This is a genomic window from Streptomyces fungicidicus (genome assembly GCF_003665435.1).
Taxonomy (GTDB): domain Bacteria; phylum Actinomycetota; class Actinomycetes; order Streptomycetales; family Streptomycetaceae; genus Streptomyces; species Streptomyces fungicidicus.
This window is the reverse complement of record NZ_CP023407.1, coordinates 4304617-4322500: the sequence shown is the minus strand read 5'-3', so window position 1 is coordinate 4322500 and position 17884 is coordinate 4304617. Positions and strand designations below refer to the sequence as shown.

At 73.5% G+C, this 17884-nt stretch carries 16 protein-coding genes and 1 pseudogene (1 of these 17 cut by a window edge); 5 read left to right on the top strand and 12 right to left on the bottom strand.

The window, feature by feature from the left end:
* Window positions 1-690, top strand: partial view of a tryptophan--tRNA ligase gene (gene trpS, locus CNQ36_RS19805; RefSeq protein ID WP_121546979.1) — the 3' portion only. It extends 345 nt beyond the left edge of the window; the window shows 690 of its 1035 coding nt (coding positions 346-1035); the start codon falls outside the window, past its left edge; its stop codon occupies window positions 688-690.
* Here the strand turns inward: trpS and CNQ36_RS19800 are convergent.
* Window positions 621-1625, bottom strand: coding sequence for a GlxA family transcriptional regulator (locus CNQ36_RS19800; RefSeq protein WP_121546978.1), 1005 nt, complete (start codon window positions 1623-1625; stop codon window positions 621-623). The genes trpS and CNQ36_RS19800 overlap by 70 nt on opposite strands.
* A gap of 74 nt (window positions 1626-1699) precedes the next feature.
* Between CNQ36_RS19800 and CNQ36_RS19795 the strand changes: the two genes are divergently transcribed.
* Complete coding sequence (locus tag CNQ36_RS19795) at window positions 1700-2284, top strand: cysteine hydrolase family protein (RefSeq protein ID WP_121546977.1); 585 nt, start codon at window positions 1700-1702, stop codon at window positions 2282-2284.
* A gap of 48 nt (window positions 2285-2332) precedes the next feature.
* Here CNQ36_RS19795 and proC read toward each other — a convergent pair whose 3' ends face one another.
* The 6 genes from proC to CNQ36_RS19765 form a co-directional block, all read right to left on the bottom strand.
* A complete protein-coding gene (proC, locus tag CNQ36_RS19790) occupies window positions 2333-3145 on the bottom strand; it encodes a pyrroline-5-carboxylate reductase (RefSeq protein WP_121546976.1) in 813 nt (270 codons plus the stop codon).
* A gap of 109 nt (window positions 3146-3254) precedes the next feature.
* Entirely contained in the window at window positions 3255-4019 is a 765-nt protein-coding gene (locus CNQ36_RS19785; protein ID WP_121546975.1) for an ABC transporter permease, read from the bottom strand.
* On the bottom strand, window positions 4016-4807 hold the full coding sequence (locus CNQ36_RS19780; RefSeq protein WP_121546974.1) for an ABC transporter ATP-binding protein: 792 nt from the start codon (window positions 4805-4807) through the stop codon (window positions 4016-4018). The genes CNQ36_RS19785 and CNQ36_RS19780 overlap by 4 nt, the downstream gene beginning before the upstream one ends.
* A 33-nt stretch (window positions 4808-4840) precedes the next feature.
* Window positions 4841-5626, bottom strand: a complete 786-nt coding sequence (locus CNQ36_RS19775; RefSeq protein ID WP_121546973.1) for a class I SAM-dependent methyltransferase — start codon at window positions 5624-5626, stop codon at window positions 4841-4843.
* Window positions 5627-5666: 40 nt separating this feature from the next.
* Complete coding sequence (locus CNQ36_RS19770; RefSeq protein WP_121546972.1) at window positions 5667-6224, bottom strand: EamA/RhaT family transporter; 558 nt, start codon at window positions 6222-6224, stop codon at window positions 5667-5669.
* A gap of 40 nt (window positions 6225-6264) precedes the next feature.
* Window positions 6265-6615, bottom strand: a complete 351-nt coding sequence (locus CNQ36_RS19765) for an SH3 domain-containing protein (RefSeq protein ID WP_121546971.1) — start codon at window positions 6613-6615, stop codon at window positions 6265-6267.
* Window positions 6616-6802: 187 nt separating this feature from the next.
* On the opposite strand from CNQ36_RS19765, the gene CNQ36_RS19760 reads away from it, so the two are divergent.
* Window positions 6803-8971: a serine/threonine-protein kinase gene (locus CNQ36_RS19760; protein WP_121546970.1), complete on the top strand. Its 2169-nt coding sequence runs from the start codon at window positions 6803-6805 to the stop codon at window positions 8969-8971.
* Between the two features lie 12 nt (window positions 8972-8983).
* Here CNQ36_RS19760 and ilvD read toward each other — a convergent pair whose 3' ends face one another.
* From ilvD to CNQ36_RS19740, 4 genes are all read right to left on the bottom strand, one after another.
* Window positions 8984-10837, bottom strand: a complete 1854-nt coding sequence (ilvD, locus tag CNQ36_RS19755) for a dihydroxy-acid dehydratase (protein ID WP_004928001.1) — start codon at window positions 10835-10837, stop codon at window positions 8984-8986.
* 112 nt (window positions 10838-10949) lie between these two features.
* On the bottom strand, window positions 10950-11597 hold the full coding sequence (locus CNQ36_RS19750) for a TetR/AcrR family transcriptional regulator (RefSeq protein ID WP_121546969.1): 648 nt from the start codon (window positions 11595-11597) through the stop codon (window positions 10950-10952).
* Window positions 11594-12424, bottom strand: coding sequence for a sugar phosphate isomerase/epimerase family protein (locus CNQ36_RS19745; protein WP_121546968.1), 831 nt, complete (start codon window positions 12422-12424; stop codon window positions 11594-11596). The genes CNQ36_RS19750 and CNQ36_RS19745 overlap by 4 nt, the downstream gene beginning before the upstream one ends.
* Window positions 12425-12505: 81 nt before the next feature.
* The gene (locus CNQ36_RS19740; protein WP_004928008.1) at window positions 12506-13438 is read right to left on the bottom strand and encodes a Ppx/GppA family phosphatase; all 933 of its coding nucleotides are present in this window, start codon (window positions 13436-13438) and stop codon (window positions 12506-12508) included.
* Window positions 13439-13632: 194 nt separating this feature from the next.
* Here CNQ36_RS19740 and CNQ36_RS19735 point away from each other — a divergent pair, with 194 nt between their 5' ends.
* The gene (locus CNQ36_RS19735; protein WP_228313144.1) at window positions 13633-14427 is read left to right on the top strand and encodes a DUF3109 family protein; all 795 of its coding nucleotides are present in this window, start codon (window positions 13633-13635) and stop codon (window positions 14425-14427) included.
* A 51-nt stretch (window positions 14428-14478) separates the two neighbouring features.
* Here the strand turns inward: CNQ36_RS19735 and CNQ36_RS35320 are convergent.
* Window positions 14479-16227: pseudogene (locus CNQ36_RS35320) on the bottom strand (BACON domain-containing protein); the annotation flags it as partial.
* Between the two features lie 185 nt (window positions 16228-16412).
* Between CNQ36_RS35320 and radA the strand changes: the two are divergent.
* Window positions 16413-17822: a DNA repair protein RadA gene (gene radA, locus CNQ36_RS19725; RefSeq protein WP_004928016.1), complete on the top strand. Its 1410-nt coding sequence runs from the start codon at window positions 16413-16415 to the stop codon at window positions 17820-17822.
* The last annotated feature ends 62 nt before the right edge of the window (window positions 17823-17884 follow it).

The following is a 17884-nucleotide window of genomic DNA, read 5'->3' as shown; positions in this document are numbered from 1 at the left end:
GAGCGGCGGCGGGGCGGGAGCGTGCGGCTGTCGCTGCTGACGTATCCGGTGCTGATGGCGGCCGACATCCTGGCGTACGGGACGGACGAGGTGCCGGTCGGGCAGGACCAGACGCAGCACGTGGAGCTGGCGCGGGATCTCGCGGTGCGGTTCAACCAGCGGTACGGGCACACGTTCGTGGTGCCGCGGGCCACCAATCCGCCGGTGGCGGCCCGGGTGATGAATCTGCAGGACCCCCTGTCGAAGATGGGCAAGAGCGACGACACGGGGCCGGGGATCGTCTATGTGCTCGATGAGCCGGACGTGGCGCGCAAGAAGGTCATGCGGGCGGTGACCGACAGCGGGCGGGACGTCGTGTACGACAGGGAGGCCCGGCCGGGCGTGGCGAATCTGCTGGAGATCCTGGCCGCGTGCTCGGGCGGGGACCCGGAGGCGCTGGCCGGTGCGTACGCGTCGTACGGGGATCTGAAGAGGGACGCGGCCGAGGCCGTGGTCGAGGTCCTGAGGCCCGTGCGGGAGAGACACCGGGAGCTGTGCGCGGACCCCGGCCACGTGGAGGGCGTGCTGCGGGACGGTGCGGAGCGGGCGAGGGCCATGGCGCGGCCGACCGTGGACGCCGCTTACCGGGCGATCGGGCTGTTGCCGGCGGGCTCCGGCGCCGGGGCGCCGGTGCTGAACGCGGCGCGGTAGGCGCGGGGGCTGGTGGCGAGGCGCGATGCGAAGTTCTGGCGCATCGTGACCTCGCTGCCGAAGCCCGCGCGGCGGGCGACCTCGGGCATGGGGAGGTCGGTGCGTTCGAGCAGGCGCTGGGCGGCGGCGACGCGCTGGTCGAGGAGCCAGCGCAGCGGGGTGGTGCCGGTGGCCGCGGTGAAGTGGCGGGCGAAGGTCCGCGGCGACATGCCGGCGCGGGCGGCCAGTCCGGCGACGGTGAGGGGTTCGTGGAGGTGGCGCAGGGCGTGCTCGCGTACGGCGGCGAGGGCGTCGGCGTCGCGGTCGGTGCGCGGGGTGGGGTGCTCGATGAACTGTGCCTGGGTGCCGGTGCGGAAGGGCGCCGTGACCATGGAGCGGGCGATGGTGGCGGCGGCCTCGGCCCCGTGGGCCAGGCGGATCAGGTGGAGGCAGAGGTCGATGCCGGCGGCGGTGCCGGCCGCGGTCCAGATGTTGTCGTCCTCGATGAACAGGGCGTCGGGGACGACGGTGACGCGGGGGTGGTGTGCGCGGAAGAGGTCGACCAGGTTCCAGTGGGTGATGGCGCGGCGGCCGTCGAGGAGGCCCGCCTGGGCGAGGGTGAAGGCGCCTCCGCAGAGTGCGGCGAGGGTGGTGCCGCGGGCGTGGGCGTGGCGGAGGGCGTCGAGGACCGGGGGCGATGCGGGGGTGAGGTGGTCGTCGAGGCCGGGGACGACGACCAGGTCGGCGTCGGCCAGCCAGGTGAGGGGGCGGTCGGGGAGGAGGGTGAGGCCGCCGCGCATGGGGACGGGGGCGCTGTCGGTGGCGACGCGGTGCAGGTCGAAGGCGGGGGCGCCGCGGTCGGTGCGGTCGGGGCCCCAGACCTCGGTGATGACGGAGACGTCGAAGGCACGGATACCGGGAAAGGCGACGAGGGCCACGCGGTAGGGGGCTGCCATGGTGGCAGTAAACCATCGATCGCTGACTTTCGGACCTCTGGGAGCCGGGGCCGCCGGGCGGCACGATCGGGTGCATGGACATCGCGCAGAACGCAGCACTGGTGGTCGTGGACGTGCAGAAGGGCTTCGAGGAGGCCGGTTACTGGGGGACGAGGAACAACCCGGCGGCGGACGACAACATCGCCGCCCTCATCGACGCGTGGCAGTCGACCGGCCGGCCCGTCGTCTTCGTGCGGCACGACTCGGTCTCTCCCGGGTCGCCGTTGCGGACCGGGTACGAGGGCAACGGGTTCAAGGAGTACGTGGAGCGGCGGCGCGGGAAGGGCAGCGGAGACGAGCTGCTGGTCACCAAGAGGGTGAACTCGGCGTTCCTCGGGGCTCCGGACCTGGGCGCCTGGCTCCGGGAGGCGGGGATCTCGCAGGTGGTGCTGGCCGGGATCCAGACGAACATGTGCGTCGAGACGACGGCACGGATGGGCGGGAACCTCGGCTACGAGGTCGTGGTCGCGTTCGACGCGACGTACACCTTCGGTCTGGAGGGGCCGTTCGGCTGGCGGCAGAGCGCGGACGAACTGGCCCGCGCGTCGGCCGTGTCCCTGCACGGCGGCGGATTCGCGACGGTGGTGGCGACGGAGGACGTCCTGACCGCCGCGAAGTGAGTCCCCGCGCCGGGGACTCACTTCGGTCGCCGTCCTTGGCGCCGGTCGTCAGTCCTTGGTGCCGGTCGCGAGTTCGCGGCTGCGGTCGCGGGCGGCTTCGAGGGCGGCGATGAGGGCGGCGCGTACGCCGTGGTTCTCCAGTTCGCGGATGGCGTTGATGGTGGTGCCGGCGGGGGAGGTGACGTTCTCGCGGAGCTTCACCGGGTGCTCGCCGCTGTCGCGGAGCATCGTCGCGGCGCCGATCGCGGACTGGACGATCAGGTCGTGGGCCTTGTCGCGGGGCAGGCCGAGGAGGATGCCGGCGTCGGTCATGGCTTCGACCAGGTAGAAGAAGTAGGCCGGGCCGGAGCCGGAGAGGGCGGTGCAGGCGTCCTGCTGGGACTCGGGGACCCGCAGGGTCTTGCCGACGGCGCCGAAGATCTCCTCGGCGTGGGCGAGGTGGCCGGCGGTGGCGTGGCTTCCGGCGCTGATGACCGACATGGCCTCGTCGACGAGGGCCGGGGTGTTGGTCATGACGCGGACGACGGGGGTGCCGGTGGCGAGGCGTTCCTCGAAGAAGGCGGTGGGGATGCCCGCGGCGCCGCTGATGACCAGGCGGTCGGCGGGGACGTGCGGGGCGAGTTCGTCGAGGAGGGTGCCCATGTCCTGCGGTTTGACCGTGAGGATCAGGGTGTCGGCGGTCTTCGCGGCTTCCTGGTTGGTGACCGGGGTGACCCCGTGGCGGGTGCGGAGTTCTTCGGCTCGTTCCTGGCGGCGGGCGGTGACCAGCAGGTCCCCGGGGGACCAGCCGGCGCGGATCATTCCGCTGAGCAGGGCTTCGCCGATCTTGCCGGTGCCGAGGACGGCGACTTTCTGGGTCATGGCTGTGGGTGCCCTCCGGGGGTGGGTCGTCCCTTGGCATCCTCGCATCCCCGGAGGCGGACGGGGGTCGGACGTCCAGTGGGCGGGACGTCCGCGTCGGGCCGGTCCGTCACGCCGTACGGCGTTTCAGCGTGGCCGCGCCGAGGATCAGGACCAGCAGGGCGCAGCCCGCGACGACCAGGGCGTCGAGGACGAAGGCGGTGGTCATGTCGGGGTGCCGGACGACCTCGTTCATGGCGTCCACGGCGTAGGACATGGGGAGGACGTCCGAGAGGGTCTCCAGGACCGGGTGCATGCTGTCGCGCGGGGTGAAGAGGCCGCAGAGCAGGAGCTGGGGGAAGATCACCGCCGGCATGAACTGGACCGCCTGGAACTCCGAGGCGGCGAAGGCCGAGACGAAGAGGCCGAGGGCGGTGCCGAGGAGCGCGTCGAGCAGGGCGACCAGGAGCAGCAGCCAGGGGCTGCCGATGACGTCGAGGCCGAGGAACCAGACGGCGAGGCCCGTGGCGAGGGCGGACTGGATGATCGCGAGGGTGCCGAAGGCGAGGGCGTAGCCGGCGATGAGGTCGCCCTTGCCGAGGGGCATGGCGAGGAGGCGTTCGAGGGTGCCGGAGGTGCGTTCGCGCAGCGTGGCGATCGACGTCACCAGGAACATCGTGATGAGCGGGAAGACCCCGAGGAGGGACGCGCCGATGTTGTCGAAGACATGTGCGCTGCCGTCGTAGACGTAGCGGAGCAGGAACAGCATCAGGCAGGGGACGAGCAGCATCAGCGCGATGGTGCGCGGGTCGTGGCGGAGCTGGCGCAGCACGCGGGCCGCGGTGGCGGTGGTGCGGGAGACGCCGAGGGCGCGTGCGGGGGCGGGGGTGCTCATCGGGTGGTCTCCTTCGTACGGCCCGCGGCGATCGCCTCGTCGACCAGGTGCAGGAAGGCCGCCTCGACGGTGTCCGAGCCGGTGCGGGCGCGCAGGGCGTCGGGGGTGTCGTCGGCGAGGATCTCGCCGGCCCGCATCAGGAGCAGGCGGTGGCAGCGCTCGGCCTCGTCCATGACGTGGGAGGAGATCAGCAGGGTGGCGCCGCGGTCGGCGGCGATGGCGTGGAAGAGGTTCCACAGGTCGCGGCGCAGGACGGGGTCGAGGCCGACGGTGGGTTCGTCGAGCACCAGGAGTTCGGGGGTGCCGAGGAGGGCCACGGCGAGCGAGACGCGGCTGCGCTGGCCGCCGGAGAGGTTGCCGGCGAGGGCGTCGGCTTGGCTGGTGAGGTCGACGTCGGCGATCGCGCGGCTGACGTCGTCGTGGCGGCGGCCCGCGGCGGACCGGCCGGGGTCGAGGATCGCGGCGAAGTAGTCGAGGTTCTGCCGGACGGTCAGGTCGTCGTAGACGGACGGGGCCTGGGTGACGTAGCCGATGCGGGTGCGCAGGGTGGGGTGGCCGGCGGGGCTGCCGAGGACGTCCAGGGTGCCGGTGACCTTGGCCTGGGTGCCGACGACGGCCCGCATCAGGGTCGACTTGCCGCAGCCGGAGGGGCCGAGGAGGCCGGTGATCTGTCCGTGCGGGACGGAGAAGTCCAGGCCGCGCAGGACGGTGCGGGGGCCTCGGACGACGGTGAGGTCCCGGGCCCGGACGGCCGGTTCCTCCGCGGGCCGGGAGGAGTAATTCATCATGTGATGAATACTCCTCCCGGCCCGCGGGCGGCGTCAAGCCGTTGGCGGCTGGGAGGTGGTCGCGAGGAGGAGGATGACGTCGTACGTCTCTTCGACGATGCCGTCCGGGAAGACGTCCAGGACATGCCGTCGCTCCTGGGCGAGGTAGGCCGCGCTGCGTTCCGCGTCCTGGGTCAGGAAGACCGAGTGGCTGCCGAGGTTGGCCAGGTGGGTGTCGAGGGGGACGTGCCGGCTCCAGCGCACGACGCGGCGGACGAGGTCGAGACGGCCGGTGGGGTCGGCGACGTGGGCGTGGATGTTGCGCTTCTCGGCGGAGAGGTCGAGGCCGAAGTGGCGGTCGGCGCGTGCGGACGCCTCCGCGATCCACGGCACGTCGTCCGCGCTGGTGTTCCACCAAAGGGCCAGTGCTCCGCCCGGCCGCAGGACGCGTACGGCCTCGGGGACGGCCCGGTCCGGGTCGGTCCAGTGCCAGGCCTGGGCGTAGGTGATCAGGTCGGCGCTGTGGCCGGTGAGGGGGAGGGCGTTGCCGTCGCCCCGGACGACCGGCACGCCGGGGAGGGTGCGGCGGAACTCGGCCGCCATGCCTGCGCCGGGCTCGACGGCGATGACGTCGGCGCCGCGCGCGTGCAGCCGGGCGGTCGCCATGCCCGTACCGGCGCCGACGTCCACGACCCGGGCGCCGGCCAGGGGCCGGCCGGTCAGCTCCTCGATCGCGTCGAAGAGGGCGGGCGGGTAGGAGGGGCGGCTGGCGGCGTACTGGGCGGCCGCGGCGTCGAAGGAGCGGGCGCGGGAGGCGCGGTCGGCGCTCGGTGTCGTCATACGGCCATGGTGGCCGGGCGGCGGTCGTGCCGGACAGGCCCTAGGAGCGGCGGCGCTTCCTGGACGGGTCGCCCGAGCGGCGGGTGGTGCGCTTCTCGTACTGCTCGCGGGCCGTCTCGTACTCCGCGCGGTGGAGCTTCTCGCCCGGGGCCTCGGTGAGGGAGCGGAGGAAGTGGGCGAGGAGGGAGCCGATGAAGCCGACGGCCAGCATGCCGCGGAGGGAGGCCTGCCGCTCGGGGTCGGGGCGGGTGGTGAAGGCGGACCAGGTGTGGCGGAAGGCGAGTGCGCTGCAGACCGCGAACATCACGACCATGAGGAGCGTGACGAAGCCGCCGATGTCCGCGATCCGGAGCCCCTGGTAGGCGAGGCGCAGCACGAAGCAGGAGACCGCCGCGGCGGCCAGGTAGCCGGCCGCGGCGCCGGCGCGGCGGACGGCGTAGCCGCCGGAGTGGTCGACCCAGGTCGTGCCGAAGAAGCGGATGGGTTCGGGGCGGGGGCCGGCGGAGGTGTCCGGGACGCCGTTCGTGCGGTTCTCTTCTGCGCTCACGGGTCGATTGTGACTCCTCCCCCGCGCGACCGCGGGAGCCCCCCGCCCCATCCCGGCGGCCGGCGCCGACGGCGACCGGCGAGGACAGTGCCTAGCAGCGGGAGGCGACGTACCCGTCGCTGCCGGTGCGGATGTAGGCGTCGGAGACGTACTGGCCGCTGCCGATGTTGTCCCAGATGTTCGAGGTGCCGTACGGGCCCGTCACCCAGGTGCCCGGCGTCTGGCAGTTGATCCGGACCCAAGCCCCCTCGGACAGGACGCGGACGACCGAGTAGCCGGTGCCGGGACCGCTGCGGACGTTCAGCTGGTAGCCGGGCGCCACCGGATAGGAACTCGCCAGCGCGGCCGCCGTGGCCGTGTTCTCCGCCGCGCCCGCGACGTCCCCGGCGGTCCCTTCGGTGACGTCCCCGCCCGTGGCGTCCTCGGTCTGCTCGACAGACATGGAAAAACCTCCCCCGTTGCACCCCACGACCGACCGTCATGGGGTCCCGTTGATTCCCCTGCGACGACTCATGAAACACCAGTTCTTTCCCCGCACGCGGAGACGGGCACGCCGCCTCGGTCCCGCACACACCATCGACTAGGCTCCGAGCGTCGCGCGCGCGGACGAACAGCACGGGGGTGGTTCCATGGCGTCGCAGCGGAACGCCGGAGCGGGTGCCGAAGCGGAACTTCCCGAGTACGCCGGTCACTACCGTCTGGAGTCCTGTCTGGGTGCCGGGGGCATGGGCGTCGTGCATCTGGCCCGCAGCACCTCGGGCATGCGGGTCGCGGTGAAGGTCGTACACGCCCGCTACGCCATGGACCCCGAGTTCCGGGGCCGTTTCCGGCAGGAGGTGGCCGCCGCGCGACGGGTGAGCGGGGCCTTCACGGCACCTGTCGTCGACGCCGACCCCGACGGCGGACGCCCTTGGATGGCCACCCTCTACATCCCCGGTCCGACCCTCTCCGAACAGGTGAAGCGCAACGGCCCCATGGACCCGGATCAGTCGCGTCGGCTGATGGCCGGGCTCGCCGAGGCACTGCGGGACATCCACCGGGTCGGTGTCGTGCACCGGGACCTGAAGCCGAGCAACGTGCTGCTCGCCGACGACGGGCCCAAGGTCATCGACTTCGGGATCTCCCGGCCCACGGACAGCGAACTGCGCACCGAGACCGGGAAGTTGATCGGCACGCCGCCGTTCATGGCGCCCGAGCAGTTCCGGCGCCCCCGTGAAGTGGGCCCCGCCGCCGACATGTTCGCCCTCGGGTCGCTCATGGTGCACGCGACGACGGGGCGCGGCCCCTTCGACTCCGACAGCCCCTACGTCGTCGCCTACCAGGTCGTCCACGACGACCCCGACCTGACGGGCGTGCCGGAGTCCCTCACGCCCCTGGTGCTGCGGTGTCTGGCCAAGGAGCCCGACGAACGGCCCACGCCGGACGAGCTGATGCGGGAACTGCGGTCGGTGTCGGCGGCGTACGACACTCAGGTGTTCCTGCCGGCGCAACGGACCGCGGGGACAGCGGAGTCGGCCGGAGCTCGGGAGGTGTCGGAGGCGCGGGAGACGTCCGACGCCCGGGAGGAGGCCGCTGCCGAACCCGGTGCGGACGCGCCCTCGAAGCGGTCCGCGCGGCGTCCGGGGCGGCGGGCGGCCCTGGTGGCCGGGGTGCTGTGCGTCGCCGTGCTCGGCGGGCTCACCGCGCTCCAGGTGTTCGACGACACGTCACCGCCGCGCCGGACCAGCGCCGTGCAGAGCACGCCGGCCGGCTCCGGCGCGTGGGAGGCGGTGCCCGCCTCGGAGGACAGCGGCGTGCCCCAGTGCACGTACGGGGCCGGGAAGCTGCTCTGCGCGGTGCCCGGTCTGGTCCTCGCCCTCGATCCGGCCGACGGCCGCACCGTGTGGCGGCACGACGTCGCCCCGGGGTCGACGCGCAGCGAACCGCCGGTCCTGTCCGGCGGTCTGCTCCAGCCCTCCCTCGACCGGATCGGCGATCTGGAGGCACTCGACCCGGCCACGGGCGAGCCGGTGTGGCAGCAGGACACGCCCGCCTACGACGGGGTGCGGGCGGTCGGCGACACCCTCCTGCTGACCCGCGCCGACGGGATGGTCACGGGTGTGGACAGCGCCTCGGGCGAGACCAGGTGGTCCCACCGGATCCCCGGCCAGGCCGTGCCCTACTTCACCTCGTTCGACGAGGAGTCGGAGAGGCCGTCGGCCTACGCGACGAGCCCGTCCGCGGACGGGAGCGGCACCCGTGTCACCGCGGTCGACCCGGCGACGGGGGACGTGCGGTGGGACGCCGAGCTGGAGGGGGCACTGACGCCCGTGGGAGCGGCGGACGGGCATGTGTACCTCGTCGCCGACGGCGTCGTCCAGGGGGACGCCGGGGCCGTGGTCCGGTTCACGCCGGGCACCGGGGACAGCCGGCGCGTGACGCTGCCCGTGCCGGTCCCGCAGGCCGCGGCCGGCGTACACGGCGACACCGTGTACCTCATGGGGGCGGGCGGGTCTCTCGCGGCCGTCGACATGGCGGCCGGCAAGCAGCGGTGGCGGCTGGAGACGGGGGTGAGCCGGGGCTCGGTGCCCGTCTCCGACGGACGGCACGTGTACGTCACCGCTCCCGACGGACGGCTGCTCGGCGTCGACGCCCGCAAGGGCAGGCTGCTCGGACAGACCCGGCCGCGGCTCGGACCCGAGTCCGACCGTGTCCCCGGGTCACTGGCCGAGCCCGTCCTCGCGGGTGACCACGTCTACGCGGGCGCCCCCGACGGCACCGTGTTCGGTGTGCCGGGGAGCGATCCCGCCGCCTGGTGATCCCGCGGGCGGTCAGCCCAGCTTGCTGACGTCGCGGACCGCGCCCTTGTCGGCGCTGGTGGCCATCGCCGCGTACGCCTTCAGCGCCGCCGAGACCTTGCGGTCGCGGTTCTTCGGGGCGTACCGGCCGTCGAGGGCCTGCTCCCGGCGGGTGAGCTCGGCGTCGTCCACCAGCAGCTCGATCGCGCGGTTCGGGATGTCGATGCGGATCCGGTCGCCGTCCTCGACCAGGGCGATGACGCCGCCGGAGGCCGCCTCCGGGGAGGCGTGGCCGATGGACAGGCCGGACGTGCCGCCGGAGAAGCGGCCGTCGGTGATCAGGGCGCAGGCCTTTCCGAGGCCGCGGCCCTTCAGGTACGAGGTCGGGTAGAGCATCTCCTGCATGCCGGGGCCGCCCTTGGGGCCCTCGTAGCGGATGACGACGACGTCGCCCTCCTTCACCTGCTGGGTGAGGATCTTCTCGACGGCCTCCTCCTGCGACTCGCAGACCACCGCGGGACCCTCGAAGGTCCAGATGGACTCGTCGACGCCGGCCGTCTTCACGACACAGCCGTCGACCGCCAGGTTGCCGCGCAGCACGGCGAGGCCGCCGTCCGCGGAGTAGGCGTGCTCGGCGGAGCGGATGCAGCCGCCCTCGGCGTCGTCGTCCAGGGAGTCCCAGCGCTCGGACTGGGAGAAGGCCTCCGCCGAGCGCACGCATCCGGGAGCGGCGTGCCACAGCTCGACCGCCTCCTGGGAGGGAGAGCCGCCGCGCACGTCCCAGGTCTTCAGCCAGTCGGCCAGCGACGGGCTGTGCACGGAGTGCACGTCCTCGTTGAGCAGGCCCGCGCGGTGCAGTTCGCCGAGGAGGGCGGGGATGCCGCCGGCGCGGTGCACGTCCTCCATGTAGTACGTGCGGTCCTTGGCGACGTTCGGGGCGACCTTGGCCAGGCAGGGGACGCGCCGCGAGAGGGCGTCCATCTCGGTGAGGCCGTAGGGGACGCCCGCCTCCTGGGCGGCCGCCAGCAGGTGCAGGATCGTGTTGGTGGAGCCGCCCATCGCGATGTCGAGCGCCATGGCGTTCCCGAAGGCCGCGGCGGTGGCGATGTTGCGGGGCAGGACCGAGTCGTCGTCCTGCTCGTAGTAGCGGCGGGTCAGGTCCAGCACCGTGCGGGCGGCGTTCTCGTAGAGCGCCTTGCGGGCGGTGTGGGTGGCCAGGACCGAGCCGTTGCCGGGGAGGGAGAGGCCGATGGCCTCGGTGAGGCAGTTCATCGAGTTGGCGGTGAACATGCCGGAGCAGGAGCCGCAGGTCGGACAGGCGTTCTCCTCGATGCGGAGGATGTCCGCGTCGGAGATCTTGTCGTTGACCGCCTCCGACATCGCGTCGACCAGGTCCAGCGTGCGCACCGTGCCGTCGACCAGGGTGGCGCGGCCGGACTCCATGGGGCCGCCGGAGACGAAGACCGTCGGGATGTTCAGCCGCAGGGCGGCGTTGAGCATGCCCGGGGTGATCTTGTCGCAGTTGGAGATGCAGATCAGGGCGTCGGCGCAGTGCGCCTCGACCATGTACTCCACGCTGTCCGCGATCAGGTCGCGGGAGGGCAGCGAGTACAGCATGCCGCCGTGGCCCATGGCGATGCCGTCGTCGACGGCGATGGTGTTGAACTCGCGCGGGATGCCGCCGGCCGCGGTCACCGCCTCGCTGACGATGCGGCCGACGGGGGCCAGATGGGTGTGGCCCGGCACGAACTCGGTGAAGCTGTTGGCGACCGCGATGATCGGCTTGCGGCCGATGTCCGCACCCGGTACACCGGAGGCGCGCATAAGGGCGCGGGCGCCCGCCATGTTGCGGCCGTGGGTGACTGTGCGGGACCTCAGCTCGGGCATCGTCGCTCGCTCCTTCGGAGAGTTATGACTGTCGTCGAGCGTACGCCGGTCATCCAGTGGGCGGGACGCGACGTCCGGGATACGGGACGGATGTCTCAGCCGGGGGAGGCTCTCAGCGCCCGGTGAGGTGTCCCTGGACCACCGGCGCCACCCGTTCGACGATCCGTTCCGCGTCCGCCGAGGCCAGCGGCTCCATCCTGATCACGTACCGGATCATCAGGACCCCGACCAGCTGGGCGGCGGCCAGTTCGGCGCGCAGCTCGGCGTCGGGGAGGTCGAGCTGTCCGGCGATCCGGCGCAGCACCTGGCCGGCGATCAGCCGGCGGAAGACCCCGGCCGCGGTCTCGTTGTTCACGGCGGAGCGGACGATCGCCAGCAGCGGGACCCGGGTGACCGGGCTCTCCCAGAGCCCGATGATCATGCGGGTCATGCGCTCACCCGCCTCGTCCGGCGGGCCCTCGAGCACCGCGTCCGCCCCGGCCAGCGCCGGGGCGAAGGCGACCTCGACGGCGGCCTCGAACACCTGCTCCTTGGTGCCGAAGTAGTGGTGCACCAGGGCGGAGTCGACGCCGGCCGCCTTGGCGATGCCCCGGACGGACGTCTTCTCGTATCCGCGTACCGAGAACTCCTCGCGGGCCGCGTCGAGGATGCGGTCCCGGGTGCCGGCGGACTCGGTGCGCGGGGGGCGGCCGCGGCGCCGGGCGGTGCCGTCACCGGGCGCGGAGGCGCCGGCGCTGTCGCCCGCGGTGGCTCCGGTCATGACCGCGGTACCTTCAGCGCGGAGGCCAGGTGCAGGCGGGCGAAGGCCAGCGCCTCCGCCAGATCGGCCTCGCGCTCCGCGCCGGACATCGCGCGGCGGGTGTTGACCTCGATGACGACATGGCCGTCGAAGCCGCTCAGCGCCAGGCCCTCCAGCACCTCGGCGCAGGGCTGGTCGCCGCGGCCGGGCACCAGGTGCTCGTCCTTGGCCGACCCCCTGCCGTCGGCGAGGTGGACGTGGCCGAGGCGGTCGCCCATGCGGTCGACCATCCGCAGAGTGTCGGTGCGGGAGGTCGAGGCGTGGCTGAGGTCGATCGTGAAGTGGCGGTAGTCCTCTTTGGTGACGTCCCAGTCGGGTGCGTACGCGAGCATCTCGCGGTCGCGGTAGCGCCAGGGGTACATGTTCTCCACCGCGAACCGCACGTCGGTCTCGTTCGCCATCCGCCAGACGCCGTCCACGAAGTCCCGCGCGTACTGCCGCTGCCAGCGGAAGGGGGGATGGACGACGACCGTGCCGGCGCCGAGCTTCTCGGCGGCGGCCCGGGCCCGCTGGAGCTTGGTCCACGGGTCGGTGGACCACACGCGCTGCGTGATGAGCAGGCAGGGCGCGTGGACGGCCAGGACGGGGATGCGGTGGTAGTCGCTGAGTCTGCGCAGGGCCTCGATGTCCTGGCTGACCGGGTCGGTCCACACCATGACCTCGACGCCGTCGTACCCGAGGCGCGCGGCGATCTCGAAGGCCGTCGCCGTCGACTCCGGGTAGACGGAGGCCGTCGACAGGGCGACCTTCGCATCCGGGATGCGGACTACGTCCCTTGGTTCTGCCACGAGCCTCAGGTTACGGGGTGGGGTCGGGTGGGTGCGGGGTCCCCGTTCGCCGTTGTGGTGTTTGCCATAGGCGGCGGGCCGCTATCCCTGGTCCATGTGATCCAGCCTGCGGAGGATCACGCCCTCGCGCAGCGCCCAGGGGCAGATCTCCAGGCGCTCCACGCCGAACAGGTCCATGGCGCCCTCCGCGACCAGGGCCCCGGCGACCAGCTGGCCCGCCCGGCCGTCGGAGACCCCGGGCAGTTCGGCGCGCTCGTCGGTGGTCATGGCGGCGAGCCTCGGCACCCAGCCCTCCAGGGACTCCCGCTTCAGCTCGCGCTGGACGTAGAGGCCCTCGGCGGAGCCGGGGGCACCGGCGATCCGGGCGAGCTGCTTGAACGTCTTGGAGGTGGCCACCACGTGGTCGGGCGCGCCGAGGCGGCTGAACTCGCCGACGGTGCGGGCTATCTCGGTCCGCACATGGCGGCGCAGCGCCCGTACGTCCTCCGGCGCGGGCGGGTCGCCGGGCAGCCGGGCGGCGCTGAGGCGGCCGGCGCCCAGCGGCAGCGACACCGCGGCGTCGGGCTCCTCGTCCATGCCGTAGGCGATCTCCAGGGAGCCGCCGCCGATGTCGATGACGAGCAGATTCCCCGCCGACCAGCCGAACCAGCGGCGGGCGGCGAGGAAGGTGAGCCTGGCCTCCTCCGCGCCGCTGAGGACCTGCAGCTCGACGCCGGTCTCCTCGCGCACGCGGGTGAGGACGTCGTCGGCGTTCTCCGCCTCGCGCACCGCGGAGGTCGCGAACGGCAGCAGCTCCTCGACGCCCTTGTCCTCGGCGGCCTGCAGCGCCTCGTGGACGACCGCGATCAGCCTGTCGACCCCGTCGGCGCCGATGGCCCCGTCGTCGTCGAGGAGCTGGGCGAGGCGCAGTTCCGTCTTGTGCGAGTGCGCGGGCAGCGGGCGCGCGCCGGGGTGCGCGTCCACCACCAGCAGATGCACCGTGTTCGAACCCACGTCGAGGACACCGAGTCTCATGTACGGAACGCTACTGCCCGGCGCGCGGTGCGACGGCCGTTCCGCGGTGGCCGAGCCGGTCCCCGCTGCGGGCGCGGGCGTCTTACCCTGGACGGGTGCCAAAGACGAAAAAGGCGAAGGCCGAAAAGCCGGACAAGAAGGCCAAGAAGGACAAGAAGGACAAGAAGGCCGGGCCGGCCGAGGGTTCTTCGCGAGTGACCGCACCGGTGGCGGCTCCGCAGACGCCGGGAAGGGGTCCGGTGGACGACGAGAAGGGCCTCGACTTCGCGCGGGCCTGGGTGGAGTTTCCCGATCCGGCGGACGAGGAGCAGGTCTTCCGCTGCGATCTGACATGGCTGACCTCTCGCTGGAACTGCATCTTCGGCAGCGGCTGCCAGGGCATCCAGGCGGGCCGCGCGGACGACGGCTGCTGCACCCTGGGGGCCCACTTCTCCGACGAGGAGGACGAGAAGCGGGTCGCCGGGCATGTGGCGAGGCTCACGCCCGACATCTGGCAGCACCACGCGGAGGGCACGGAGAACGGCTGGGTGTCCGAGGACGAGGACGGCGACCGTCAGACCCGTCCCTTCCAGGGTTCGTGCATCTTCCAGAACCGGCCGGGCTTCGCGGGCGGCATGGGCTGCTCGCTGCACATCCTCGCCCTCAAGGAGGGCCGCGAGCCGCTGGAGACCAAGCCCGACGTGTGCTGGCAGCTGCCGGTCCGGCGGACCTACGACTGGATCGACCGGCCCGACGAGACACGGGTGCTGCAGGTGTCGATCGGGGAGTACGACCGGCGGGGCTGGGGCCCGGGCGGTCACGACCTGCACTGGTGGTGCACCTCGGCCACCTCGGCGCACGGCGCCGGGGACCCGGTGTACGTCTCCTACCGCGCGGAGCTGACCGAGCTGATGGGCAAGGCGGGCTACGACCGGCTGGTCGAGCTGTGCGAGGAGCGGCTGGCCTCGCAGCTGCCCCTGCTGGCCCCGCACCCGGCGGACCCCGCCTGACACCGGCTCGCGGGCCCGGACGGGCCTCAGGAGGTGACCGGGCCCGGGGTGCCGTCGCCGGGGGGGCGGCGGGGGCTCCTCCTCCGGGCCGGTCGTGACCGGGCCGGACGGGCTGGGGCCGGTGGGGGTCGGGCCGCCCGTCGTGGGGTCCGGGCCGGACGGGGGCGTCGAGTCCCCCGGCGCGGGCTCCGAGGGCGCCGGTGCGGTGGGCGTCGGCTCCGGACCGGACGAGGACGGCGGGGGCTCGCTCGGGGTGCCGGGGTGCGCCGTGCCCGGAGCCCCGGGGCGGCCGGAGGGCGGGCCGCCGGCCGGGGCGGGGCCGTACCCCTCGATGGTCACGGCGGAACCGGCGGGCGAGACCGCGACGGTCGCGCTCCAGTGGCCGGACGGCTCGCGCAACTGGTCGACGTACACCCGGACCGTCACCGACTCGCCGGGGGCGAGCCTGCCCGAGGACCGGCTGAGGTAGAGCCAGGACGCTCCCGTAGACATGGACCAGCGGACCGGTTCGGCGCCCGTCGCGGTCAGGGTGACCAGCGTGGTGTCGCCGCTGCGGTCGGCCGTGACGCCCAGCGCGGCGGCGCCCTCGCGCCCGGCCCCGGTGACGCTCACCACCTCCACGGTGACGTCCGGCTCGCCGTCCTCGCCGAAGCCCGTTCCCGGCCGGGTGCTCGCGTTGCCGGTGTTCTCGTAGCCGCCCCCTCCCTCGGCTCCGAGGTCGACCGTGCCGCCGTCCTCCCGCGCGGAGGCCGCGCGGGAGTCCTGGGCCTCGCCCACGGGCGTGCCCCGGTAGGCGGCCCACAGGGCGAGCACCGGCGCGGCGACGACGGTGGCGACCACCGTCGTCGTGACGGCACGGGCGCGCAGCCGGTCCCGCCGGGCGACCCGGTCCCTGGCGTCCACCGGGAAGCCGCGCCGGTCGAAGCGGGGCGCGGCGCCCCGCGCGCGGGGCGGGTGCGCCAGGGCGGCGTGCAGGTCCGCGCCGGGCGCCGGCAGGACGGGCAGCTCGTCCGGTGTGACGCTGGTGCCGGGCCAGCGGCCCGGCAGGGCCCGCTCCGCGGTACGGCGGCAGCGCGGGCAGTCGTCGACGTGCCGGACGAGTTCGCGGCGCAGGGTGGCGCTGAGCACCAGCCGCCGGTCGCCGGTGAGGTGCGCCACGCCCGGGCAGGCGCCGGTCTCCACGACGGCGAGCGCCGCGCGGGTGCGTTCCACCTCACAGGCCGCCGAAGCGAGCAGCTCGCGCGCGGCGGCCGCCTGGATGCCGAGGACGGCGGCGACCTGGGGCGCGGCGAGACGGTGGCGCACCGCGAGTTCGAGCGCCTCGCGCTGCTCGGGTGTGGTGCCGGCGGCCTCCGGCCAGGCCAGCTCGGCCAGTTCGCCGCGCCGCCGCTCCCTGACCTCCTCGGAGACGGCCGGTGCGGCCGCGTCCCCGGCCGTCCGCTGCCGGCCGGGGCGGCCCGCGGCGTGGCCGGCCGGCCGCTTCTGCCGGGCCTCGGCGAGCCTGCGCAGACACGCCCAGCGGGCCAGCGCGTACAGCCAGGCCTTGCGGTCCCCGGGGTCGCCCGGGGCGGTCCGGGCGCGGCGTTCCGCGAGCGTGAGGATGTCGGCCAGGGCGGCGGTCGCCGCGTCGTGGTCGCACAGCACGGACAGGCAGTAGGTGAACAGGCCGTCCAGATGGGGCTCGTAGCGGGTGGCCGGCCGCTGTGCCAGGGTGCGCGCGGCCCCGCGGTCACGCACTTCCCGGTGCGTCCGGTGTGCTCCGGTCATACGGGTCGAGGTCTCCGGGCCACTGCTCGTCATCCGGCGACCGTAGGCGGCGCGGGGCGGCGCTTTCCGGCACCCTGAGCACATTTAATCCGTACGGGTGAAACGATCCCTCTATCGGGTACAGGAACCTTTCGCTGCCCCGTGAGCTGCGCTCTCCGCCGGGCCGCCGCCCCGGGGGCGCGCTCCCGTTGTCAGAGGGTGCCGTTACCTTTTGCTGCATGGCTGCCCGTACCAAGAGCTCCAAGGACCGCCCGTCCTACCGCTGCACCGAGTGCGGCTGGCAGACGGCCAAGTGGCTCGGGCGCTGCCCCGAGTGCCAGGCCTGGGGGACGGTCGAGGAGTACGGCGCGCCCGCGGTCCGTACGACGACGCCCGGGCGGGTCACCACCTCCGCCCTGCCCATCGGCCAGGTCGACGGCCGTCAGGCCACCGCCCGCTCCACCGGCGTGCCCGAGCTGGACCGGGTGCTCGGCGGCGGCCTGGTGCCCGGCGCGGTGGTACTGGTCGCGGGTGAGCCGGGTGTGGGCAAGTCCACGCTGCTGCTGGACGTGGCGGCCAAGTCGGCGAGCGCCGAGCACCCCACGCTGTACGTGACCGGGGAGGAGTCGGCGAGCCAGGTCCGGCTGCGCGCGGACCGCATCCACGCCATCGACGACCATCTCTACCTGGCCGCCGAGACGGATCTGTCCGCCGTGCTCGGCCACTTGGACGCGGTGAAGCCGTCGCTGCTGATCATGGACTCGGTGCAGACGGTGGCGTCCCCGGAGATCGACGGCGCCCCGGGCGGCATGGCCCAGGTGCGCGAGGTGGCGGGCGCGCTGATCCGGGCCTCCAAGGAGCGCGGGATGTCCACGCTCCTGGTGGGCCACGTCACCAAGGACGGCGCGATCGCCGGGCCCCGTCTGCTGGAACACCTGGTGGACGTCGTGCTGCACTTCGAGGGCGACCGGCACGCGCGGCTGCGCCTGGTGCGCGGGGTGAAGAACCGCTACGGCACGACGGACGAGGTCGGCTGCTTCGAACTGCACGACGAGGGCATCACGGGCTTGGCGGACCCGAGCGGACTTTTCCTGACCAGACGTGCCGAACCGGTCCCCGGCACCTGTCTGACCGTCACCCTGGAGGGCCGCCGCCCCCTGGTCGCCGAAGTGCAGGCGCTCACGGTCGACTCGCAGATCCCCTCCCCCCGGCGCACCACCTCCGGTCTGGAGACCTCGCGCGTGTCGATGATGCTCGCGGTGCTGGAACAGCGCGGCCGCATCAGCGCCTTGGGCAAACGGGACATCTACTCCGCGACGGTCGGCGGGGTGAAGCTCTCGGAGCCGGCCGCGGACCTGGCCGTCGCGCTCGCGCTGGCGTCGGCGGCGAGCGACACCCCACTGCCGAAGAACCTGGTCGCGATCGGCGAGGTCGGCCTGGCCGGCGAGGTGAGACGGGTCACGGGCGTGCAGCGCAGGCTCGCCGAGGCCCACCGTCTGGGCTTCACGCACGCCCTGGTTCCGGGCGATCCGGGCAAGGTCCCGCCGGGCATGAAGGTGCTGGAAGTGGCGGACATAGGGGACGCGCTGCAGGTTCTTCCCCGCTCCCGTCGCCGAGACGCCCCACGGGACGAGGAGCAGCGCCGGTAGACTTTGCCCAGGTCTCGCCCGTCCGTACGAACCGGGGGCGCCCAGAACCTGCGACGGAGGAG

Excerpts from the sequence above, each read along its gene's own strand:
- CNQ36_RS19800 (WP_121546978.1), bottom strand. The coding sequence starts at position 1,625 with ATGGCAGCCCCCTACCGCGTGGCCCTCGTCGCCTTTCCCGGTATCCGT.
- CNQ36_RS19795 (WP_121546977.1), top strand. The coding sequence starts at position 1,700 with ATGGACATCGCGCAGAACGCAGCACTGGTGGTCGTGGACGTGCAGAAG.
- proC (WP_121546976.1), bottom strand. The coding sequence starts at position 3,145 with ATGACCCAGAAAGTCGCCGTCCTCGGCACCGGCAAGATCGGCGAAGCC.
- CNQ36_RS19785 (WP_121546975.1), bottom strand. The coding sequence starts at position 4,019 with ATGAGCACCCCCGCCCCCGCACGCGCCCTCGGCGTCTCCCGCACCACC.
- CNQ36_RS19780 (WP_121546974.1), bottom strand. The coding sequence starts at position 4,807 with ATGATGAATTACTCCTCCCGGCCCGCGGAGGAACCGGCCGTCCGGGCC.
- CNQ36_RS19775 (WP_121546973.1), bottom strand. The coding sequence starts at position 5,626 with ATGACGACACCGAGCGCCGACCGCGCCTCCCGCGCCCGCTCCTTCGAC.
- CNQ36_RS19770 (WP_121546972.1), bottom strand. The coding sequence starts at position 6,224 with ATGGGGCGGGGGGCTCCCGCGGTCGCGCGGGGGAGGAGTCACAATCGA.
- CNQ36_RS19765 (WP_121546971.1), bottom strand. The coding sequence starts at position 6,615 with ATGTCTGTCGAGCAGACCGAGGACGCCACGGGCGGGGACGTCACCGAA.
- CNQ36_RS19760 (WP_121546970.1), top strand. The coding sequence starts at position 6,803 with ATGGCGTCGCAGCGGAACGCCGGAGCGGGTGCCGAAGCGGAACTTCCC.
- ilvD (WP_004928001.1), bottom strand. The coding sequence starts at position 10,837 with ATGCCCGAGCTGAGGTCCCGCACAGTCACCCACGGCCGCAACATGGCG.
- CNQ36_RS19750 (WP_121546969.1), bottom strand. The coding sequence starts at position 11,597 with ATGACCGGAGCCACCGCGGGCGACAGCGCCGGCGCCTCCGCGCCCGGT.
- CNQ36_RS19740 (WP_004928008.1), bottom strand. The coding sequence starts at position 13,438 with ATGAGACTCGGTGTCCTCGACGTGGGTTCGAACACGGTGCATCTGCTG.
- radA (WP_004928016.1), top strand. The coding sequence starts at position 16,413 with ATGGCTGCCCGTACCAAGAGCTCCAAGGACCGCCCGTCCTACCGCTGC.